Genomic DNA, 7,973 nt, shown 5'->3' on the forward strand with positions numbered 1-7,973 from the left:
CGGGCCGGGGCTCAGGGCTCCGGCCAGTGGTACTCTTCCCAATCATGCCCCAGGATCAGAGTCGCGTCCAGCAGGAGATCCTCGCGGCGCTGGACGATCACCGGCACCCCCCCCATCCGCTCCGCCAGGGCGCGCACGGCGGCGAGGCCGCCCTCGCGACCGCTGCGCAGGATGAGGAGGGTCTCCGGGAAGGGCCAGGCGGGGGCATTGGTCTTCTCGAGGGCGTCCACCCCCCAGCGCCGCAGCGCCTCGCCCTGGTCGAGCGCGAGCCGGTTGACGCCCGTCGCGTTGAGCACCTGCAGACGCAGCGGGATAGCCGGCAGGACGTCCAGCTGCTCACCGGCCCGCGTGGGTGCGGGCGCCGTCGTCTCGGCGGGCGCGCGCTCCCGGCCCCAGCGCCAGACGCGCGCGAGGCCCGCGGTCAGCGGCGGCAGGTAGCGCAGGCCGAGGGAGATGACGAGCAGGGCGAGCGCCGCGATCAGGAGCCAGCGCCCCTTGCCGGCGGCGCCTGCGGCGCGACGGGCAGCGCTCATCTCAGGCCGTCGCGTCCGCGGCGAGCGCGGCCGCGAGGCGCGCGAAGCTCTCGGCCGGGTCCTCGGGCACGATGCGCAGGCCGCCCACGGTGGTCATGAAGTTCGTGTCGCCGCCCCAGCGCGGCAGCAGGTGCACGTGCAGGTGGCCGGGGATGCCGGCGCCGCCGGCGACGCCGAAGTTGATGCCGAGGTTCATCCCCTCGGGTCGGTAGGCCCGGCGCAGCGCCGCCTCGACGCGGGCGAGCAGCGGGGTCAGCTCGGCGAGGGCCGCCGCCGGCAGCTCGCCCAGCCAGCTCTTGTGCGTGCGGCTGATCAGCATCACCCCCCCGCTGCAGTAGGGATAGGCGTTCAGGGCCAGGTACCAATGCTCGCCGGCGAGGAGCTGATCGTCCGGCTGCTCGGCGAGACGGCAGAAGACGCAGCCCGTCTCGCGCGCGCCCTCGACCACGTACTGGCGCCGCCAGGGCGTGAAGAGGAAGTCCATCTAGTCCCTCCCGGCCAGGCGCGCCTCGAGCGTCGCCAGTTGCTCGCGGTCGTTGATCCCCGCGATCTCCGCCGGGTCCACGCAGCGATGGGCCGCGATGCGCTCGCCCTGCCCGCGCAGGATGGCCAGCGTGTCGGTGAGGTAGTACTCGCCCTGGTCGTTCTCGGGCCGCAGGGCGTCCAGGGCCGCGCGCAGCGCCGGCAGGCGGAAGCAGTAGATGCCCGAGTTGATCTCGCGCACGGCGCGCTCGGCCGCGCTGGCGTCCCGGTGCTCGCGGATGGCGAGCAGGTCGCCCGCCGCGTCGCGCAGGATGCGCCCGTAGCCGGTGGGATCGGCGAGTTCCGCCGTCAGCACGGTGGCCGCCGCCTGCCGGGCGCGGTGCGCGGCGAGCAGGTCGCTCAGGGTCCCGGGCCGGATGAGCGGCACGTCCCCGGCCAGCACGACGAGATCGCCCGCGAGATCGGCCAGCGCCGGCCGCGCCACCTGGGCCGCATGGCCCGTGCCGTGCTGTTCGGCCTGGAGGACGAAGCGCAGATCCCCCACCCCGTCGGCGGCCAGGCTCGCCTCGACGCGCTCGGCCTGATGGCCGACCACGATCACCTGCGGCGTCAGGCCGGCCGCGCGCGCGGCGGCGATCACCCAGTGGAGCAGCGGCCGGCCCTGCAGGGTGTGCAACACCTTGGGCAGGTCGCTCTTCATGCGCGTGCCCTTGCCGGCGGCGAGGATCAGGGCGGCGCCGCTCGCGCCGCCCTCTGCCCGCAGACCAGCGGGGGTCTCAGAAGAGGAGGGTCTCATGCACGGCCTCCTTCGTCACGGCGAACACCAGGTTGTCGATGAGGCGCGTGCGGCCCAGGCGGACGGCGCCGGCGATGAGCAGGCGCCCGGGCTCGGGCACGCGCGCTGGCGGCGCGAGCGTCTCCGGATCGACGACCGCGAAGTACTCGGGCGCGACGCCCGGCGCCAGCGCCAGGAGGTCGCGACCGATGGCGGCCAGGCGCGCCGGGTCGCGCTCGCCGGCGGCGAGTGCCGCCCCGGCCGCCGCGAGGGCGCGGTTGAGCGCGATCGCCTGCGCGCGCTCTGCGGGCGAGAGGTAGCGATTGCGGCTGCTCAGCGCAAGCCCGTCCGCCTCGCGGCGCGTGGGCGCCAGGCGGAGGCGCAGCGGGAAGTGCAGGCTGTCCACGAGGCGCTTCACGATGAGGGCCTGCTGGGCGTCCTTCTGGCCGAAGATCGCCTCGTCCGGCTCGACGAGATTGAACAGGCGCGCGAGCACGTTCGTGACGCCGTCGAAATGCCCCGGCCGGCTGGCGCCGCAAAGAACGTCCAGACCCCAGCCGACGCTGACCCGCGTGCTGTCGCCGGGCGGGTAGATCGTCTCCGCGGCCGGCACGAAGCAGGCGACGGGGCCCAGCGGCGCCAGCGCCGCCAGATCCGTCTCGAGGTCGCGCGGGTAGGCCGCGAAGTCCTCGCCGGGCGCGAACTGCGCCGGGTTGACGAAGATCGACACGAGCAGGCGGTCTGCCTGCGCGAGGGCCAGGCGCGCGAGGTCGAGGTGCCCCTCGTGCAGGGCGCCCATCGTCGGCACGAAGCCGAGCCTGAGCCCTTCGGCGCGCAGGACGCGCCGCCAGGCGCGCAGCTCGGCGACGCTGCGCAGGAGCAGGGGCCTGGTCACCGGGCGCCTCCGCCGCGCTCGCCCTTCGCCGGCGGCGGCTCGGCCGCGAAGCGCTGCGCGGCGCTCGGGAAGGTGCCCGCGCGCACTTCCTCGGCGTAGGCGCTGACCGCGGCGCGGATGGCGCCCTCGATCTCCGCGTAGCGTTTGACGAAGCTGAGCTGCGTCTCGCCGTAGCCGAGCAGGTCGTGGAGAACGAGGATCTGCCCGTCGCAGTGCTCGCCCGCCCCGATGCCGATCGTCGGCACGGGGACGGCCGCGCTGATCTCGCGGGCCAGGGTCCAGGGGATACCCTCGAGCACCAGCGCGAAGACGCCGGCCGCGGCGAGGGCGCGCGCCTCCTCCAGGAGCCGCGCCGCCGCTGCCGGCTCGCGGCCCTGGACGCGGTAGCCGCCGAAGGCCAGCACGCTCTGCGGCGTCAGGCCGAGGTGCCCCATCACGGGAATCCCAGCCGCGAGGATGGCCTCGATCGCGGGCAGCGTGCGCAGGCCGCCCTCGAGCTTGACGCCCTCGGCGCCCGCCTCCTTGACGAAGCGGCCGGCGTTCTCCAGCGCCTGCGCCGGGCTCACCTGGTAGCTCATGAAAGGCATGTCGGCGACGACCAGCGCCCGCCGCGCGCCGCGGGCGACCGCCGCCGTTAGCACGAGCATCTCGGTCATCGTCACGGGCAGGGTCGAGTCGTAGCCGAGCACCACGTTCGCCGCGCTGTCGCCGACGAGGACGATGTCCACGCCGGCCTGGTCGAGGATCCGCGCGCTGGGGTGGTCGTAGGCGGTGAGGGCGACGATTCTCTCGCCCTTCGCCTTCATCGCCGCCAGCTGCCGCGGCCCGATCTTCTTCGTCGTCATCAGGGCTCCCAGTTGGGCACGTAGTAGAGCGTGCCCTCGAAGGGGGTCAGGATGCGCCGCACGAGGTCTTCGAAGTGCTCGGGGTGGGCCACGAAGTTGACGTTGTCCGTGTTCACCACGAGCAGCGGCGACTCGCGGTAGTGGAAGAAGTAGTGGTTGTAGGCCTCGGCGAGGGTGGCCAGGTAGCGGGGCTCGATGTCCTTCTCCATGCGCCGGCCGCGGCGGGCGATGCGCTCGAGCAGGCTCTCGACGCTGGCCTGCAGGTAGACGACCAGCTCGGGCCGCGGCACGCGGGGCGCGAGCACGCCGGCCACCTGCTTGTAGAGCGCCAGCTCTTCGTCGCTCAGCGTGATGTTGGCGAAGATGAGGTCCTTCGCGAAGTGGTAGTCCCCCACCACGCGCCGCTGGAAGAGCTCGCCCTGGAGCAGTTCCTGCTGCTGGCGGAAGCGCGAGAGCAGGAAGAACATCTGCGTCTGGAAGGCATAGCGCGCCGGGTCGGCGTAGAAGCTGGCGAGGAAGGGGTTCTCCTCGACGGCCTCCAGGTTGAGCCGCGCGTCGAAGCGCTCGGCGAGCAGGCGGGCGAGGCTGGTCTTGCCCACGCCGATCACGCCCTCGACGACGAGGTAGCCGGGGAGCTGCCCCCTAGCCGCGCTCGGCCGTGCACCCATCGGCAGGCTCCTGGTCGTCAAGTCGCCACCACCCTTCGGCGCACCCGGCGGGCGGCGCGAGCCGCGTCACCGGCTGCGACTCGCCGAGGGCGGCCAGCATCTCGTCCACGCGGCGCCCGGAATCGGGGTGCCGCCAGTGGGGCTTCAGCTCGGCCAGGGGCGCGAGCACGAAGCGGCGCCGCGCCAGCCCGGGGTGCGGCAGGCAGAGCCCCGGCCGGGCGCAGCGCAGGTCGTCGTAGTAGAGCAGGTCGATGTCCAGCACCCGCGGCCGGCGCGGCCCGCCCGCGGGCCGACCGGCCGCCCGCTCCAGGGCCTGGCAGCCCGCGAGGAGGCGCTCGGGCCTCAGCGCGCACTCGCCCAGCGCGCAGAGGTTCAGATAGCGCGGCTGCGGCTCCCCCACCTCCACGGGCGCCGTCTCGTAGAGGCTACTCACGCGCAGGCCCGTCAGGAGCCCGCCCTCCAGGCCGCGCAGCGCGGCGGCGAGCTGCTCCCGGCGATCGCCGAGGTTGCTGCCGAGCGAGAGCGCCACCTCCGCGTTCACGCGGAGCGCTCCCGGTACAGTCGCACCTCGACCTCGCGGCAGGTGTTGGGGAAGGGCAGGTTCATCTTGCGCAGGGAGACGCCGACGCCGACGAGACGCGGGAAGCGCTGGAAGAGCCCGTCGATCAGCTGCTGCGCCAGATGCTCGAGCAGCCGGCAGCGGCGGCCGCCGGCGAGCCGCTGGGCGGCGACGTAGATCTCCTCGTAGCTGACGGTGTCGGCGAGCTCGTCGCTGGCGGCCGCCTCGCCGAGGTCGAGCGCGAGGTCGAGGTCCAACAGCAGGCGCTGGCCGATCTGCCGTTCGGGGTCCGAGGCGCCGTAGTAGCCGTAGACGATGATGTCGCGCAGGCGAATGCTGTCCATGAAAATCCTTGGCCGACAAGCAATTGCGCCCGCGAGCCACCGGAGGGGCGGCGGCGGCGCAGGCGCAGACTAGGGGCGGGGGACCCGAGTGTCAAGGCGGGGAAATCGCCGCCGGGGGCCTGCGGCGATCCGGAATCAGCGGCCGCGCAGGCGCAGGGCCGGCGGCGGCAGGAGGCCGCGCGCAGCCGGCTGCCCCGCCGCCGCGGGATGCAGATAGCGCCCGCGCTCGGCGGCGGGCTTGTCGGCCTCGACGGCCAGGGGGTGACGCCGGGCCCAGGCATCCTGGCGCAGGCCCGTGAGCTGCCAGCAGACCTTGAGCCCCGGCGTGCCGCCGGCGATGGCGAAGCGGCCGCCCGCCAGTTCCGCGGCCACGTAGACCGGCGCGTAGCCGCCGACGCAGGTGAGCTGATAGCGGAACTCGCCGGCCAGGGCCGCGACGTAGGGCGGCAGCTCCACCCAGGCCCGCCCTTCGGCGTCCAGCCGCACGCTGCCGTCGTAGACGCACTTCAGGCCGTCGCTGAGAACGGCGGCCTGGCTCAGGGCGCGGCCGGCCGGGTCGAGCGGGTGGTCCACGCGCATGGCCAGCCCGCCAGAGTACACGAGCCCATCCACCTGGATGTCGCCGAGGAAGTAGCCGGCGTAGTTCGCCGTGCCGCCGGCGGCGTAGCCGAGGACGCCCACGTTGATCTCGCTGCCCTGAGCGTCGCCGGTCGTGCCGTAGGCGTAGCCGCCCGTCCCGCTCGTCGCGTGGCCGTAGACTCCGTAGTAATCGCCGGCGCTGGTCCCTTCGCTGCGGGCCCAGATGCCCAGGTAGCCGCCGAGGAACTGGCCGCCGACGCCGTAGGCCTCGCTGGGCACGGCGATCCCCTCGACGCCGATGTAATCGGTCTGGCCCGTGGCCGTGACTTCGCCGAGGATGGCGTCGCCGGCGGCCGCGCTGGCGACGAAGAGGCGATCGGGCGCCGTCGTGCCCAGGCCCAGGCTGCTGCCGCTCTGGTACAGGGCCGAGTTGCCGATGGCCGCCGCGCCCGTGAAGCGCGGCAGGTAGTTCGCCGCGCCGCTGCCCGCGATGCCGCCCCCGCCGCCCGTGGCGCCGATGGTGATCGTGTTCGCCGCGTCGTCGGAGCTGATCGTCACGTTCGCGCCGGCGACGAGGTCGATGTTGCCGCCGTCGTTGCTCACGCCATCGAGACTCGAGAGGATCGCCGGCCCGATGTCGGCAGCGCTCACGCTGCCGTCGGCCAGTTCGGCCGTGCCCACGGCGCCGTCCGCGATGGCCGCGGCGCCGACCGCCCCATCGGCGAGCTTGGCGGCGGTCACGGCGCCGCCGGCCAGCTTGGCCGCGCCCACGGCGCCGTCGGCGAGCTTGGCCGCGCCCACGGCGGCATCGGCGAGCTTGGCGGCGGTCACGGCGGCATCGGCGAGCTTGGCGCTCGTCACCGCACCGTCGGCCAGGGCCACGCTGTCCACGCTGCCCGGACCGAGGCCGCCCGCGTTGAGGGCGACGTCGGCCGTCGCCGCATGCAGCGCGTAGGCCGTCGAACCGAGCGGGATCGCGGCCAGCTCTTCCCCGCCCACGCTGAGCGCGAGCTCGCGCACGGCCCCCGTGGTGAAGATGCCCGGCGGCAGCGCGGCCTGGCCGCCGCCGTCGTTGGCGCCCAGCAGCAGGCTGACCACGCCGTCCACGGGCGTCACCACGTAGATGGCGCTCCACAGCGGCGCCCCGTAGGCGTCGCGCAGGCTGAAGGTGACCGGCGTGCCGGCGGCGATCGGCGCTCCGGCCGCATCGGTGAGGATGCCCTGGAAGGGCATCGTGGCGGGCGGGCCTGCGGCCGCGGGCGCGGCTGCGAGCAGGCAGACGGCGACGAGCAATGGGCGCGCGTTCATCGATTCCTCCCTGACCCGCCGGCGGCGGGCCCTGCGCGCGCTCGCGCGCGCGCTCGCTTCAGTCGAGCAGCACGAGCTTGCGCGTGGCGGCGAGCCCCGGTGCCTCCGCGCGGACGAAGTAGACGCCCGCCGCGACCCGCGCGCCGCGCTCGTCCTCGCCCCGCCAGGTGAAGCGGGCGAGGCCGGGCGCGACGGCGCCCTCGTGCAGGCGGCGCACAAGGCGCCCCTGGACGTCGAAGATGCGCAGGCTCGCCGCCGCCGCGCGCGGCGCGGCGAGGGCGATCAGCGCCCCTTCGGCGCGGCGGCAGGGATTGGGCTGCGCCGGCCAGAGCGCGAAGGCCGCGAGGCCGGCGGCAAACTCGGCGGCGATCGCGCCGCGCTCCGCGGCGAGATAGGCCGCATCGCCAGCGAGCAGATGCCAGCGGCGTGACGCGGCGCCGCCGGCGATCCGACCCCGGATCTCGGGCGCGGCAGACAGCGGGATCTCGGCCAGCGTGACCGCGTCGATGGCGACGAGCGACCAACCCGCGGGCAGCGCGCCCGCGAGCAGACCCGCGATGCGGAAGTCGGCGCCGACCTGGTCGCTATCCAAGCGGAGCCGCCAGCGCTCGCCGCTGCCGCCGAGGGCGCGGTAGTCGCAGGCCAGTCGCGCGCCCGCCCCGTCCAGCCAGGCGAGGCTGAGCTTGCCCGCGGGGGGCGCCGGCGGCTCGCCGTAGTCGAAGGTCTCGCGCGCAGCGCTCGCGCCCAGGCGCTGACCGCAGCGGGCGCGCGAGCTGCCGACGCGGCCCGTCGTCGCGCGCAGCTGCAGGCTCCAGCCGGCCTCCCCTTCGGCAAGACCGGGCGCCGGCAGGGGCGGCCCGGGGGGCGCTTCCTGCGGGCTCGCGGGAATGCGCAGGGCGAGCGGCCCCTCCCCCGCGTTCTCGACCCAGAAGGCCTCCCCCGGCGCGATCGTGGCCAGCTCTCCGCTCGCCGCGTCGGCGTAGT

10 protein-coding genes are annotated in these 7,973 nt (G+C 74.8%); all 10 read right to left on the reverse strand.

Features of this window, described 5'->3' with window-relative positions; translation table 11 throughout:
* Positions 1 to 11: 11 nt before the first annotated feature.
* Positions 12 to 533, reverse strand: a complete 522-nt coding sequence (locus FJ251_03335) for a LytR family transcriptional regulator (protein ID MBM4116762.1) — start codon at positions 531 to 533, stop codon at positions 12 to 14.
* A gap of 1 nt (position 534) precedes the next feature.
* Positions 535 to 1,017, reverse strand: a complete 483-nt coding sequence (locus tag FJ251_03340; GenBank protein ID MBM4116763.1) for an HIT domain-containing protein — start codon at positions 1,015 to 1,017, stop codon at positions 535 to 537.
* A complete protein-coding gene (locus tag FJ251_03345; protein MBM4116764.1) occupies positions 1,018 to 1,812 on the reverse strand; it encodes a hypothetical protein in 795 nt (264 codons plus the stop codon). It lies immediately after the preceding gene.
* Complete coding sequence (locus FJ251_03350; protein ID MBM4116765.1) at positions 1,793 to 2,674, reverse strand: pantoate--beta-alanine ligase; 882 nt, start codon at positions 2,672 to 2,674, stop codon at positions 1,793 to 1,795. Before FJ251_03350 ends, FJ251_03345 begins: the two co-directional genes overlap by 20 nt.
* A gap of 8 nt (positions 2,675 to 2,682) precedes the next feature.
* The gene (panB, locus tag FJ251_03355) at positions 2,683 to 3,531 is read right to left on the reverse strand and encodes a 3-methyl-2-oxobutanoate hydroxymethyltransferase (GenBank protein ID MBM4116766.1); all 849 of its coding nucleotides are present in this window, start codon (positions 3,529 to 3,531) and stop codon (positions 2,683 to 2,685) included.
* Positions 3,531 to 4,199, reverse strand: a complete 669-nt coding sequence (locus FJ251_03360) for a deoxynucleoside kinase (protein MBM4116767.1) — start codon at positions 4,197 to 4,199, stop codon at positions 3,531 to 3,533. The genes panB and FJ251_03360 overlap by 1 nt, the downstream gene beginning before the upstream one ends.
* Positions 4,174 to 4,740: a 2-amino-4-hydroxy-6-hydroxymethyldihydropteridine diphosphokinase gene (gene folK / locus FJ251_03365; GenBank protein ID MBM4116768.1), complete on the reverse strand. Its 567-nt coding sequence runs from the start codon at positions 4,738 to 4,740 to the stop codon at positions 4,174 to 4,176. The genes FJ251_03360 and folK overlap by 26 nt, the downstream gene beginning before the upstream one ends.
* Positions 4,737 to 5,102: a dihydroneopterin aldolase gene (gene folB / locus FJ251_03370; protein ID MBM4116769.1), complete on the reverse strand. Its 366-nt coding sequence runs from the start codon at positions 5,100 to 5,102 to the stop codon at positions 4,737 to 4,739. Before folB ends, folK begins: the two co-directional genes overlap by 4 nt.
* A 135-nt stretch (positions 5,103 to 5,237) precedes the next feature.
* Positions 5,238 to 6,989 carry a hypothetical protein gene (locus tag FJ251_03375; GenBank protein MBM4116770.1) on the reverse strand — a complete coding sequence of 584 codons (1,752 nt, stop codon included), beginning with the start codon at positions 6,987 to 6,989 and terminating at the stop codon, positions 5,238 to 5,240.
* A 58-nt stretch (positions 6,990 to 7,047) separates the two neighbouring features.
* On the reverse strand, positions 7,048 to 7,973 hold a 926-nt coding region (locus FJ251_03380), incomplete at its 5' end, for a hypothetical protein (protein MBM4116771.1).

Source organism: bacterium, from assembly GCA_016873475.1.
In the GTDB taxonomy this organism is placed as follows: domain Bacteria; phylum Krumholzibacteriota; class Krumholzibacteriia; order JACNKJ01; family JACNKJ01; genus VGXI01.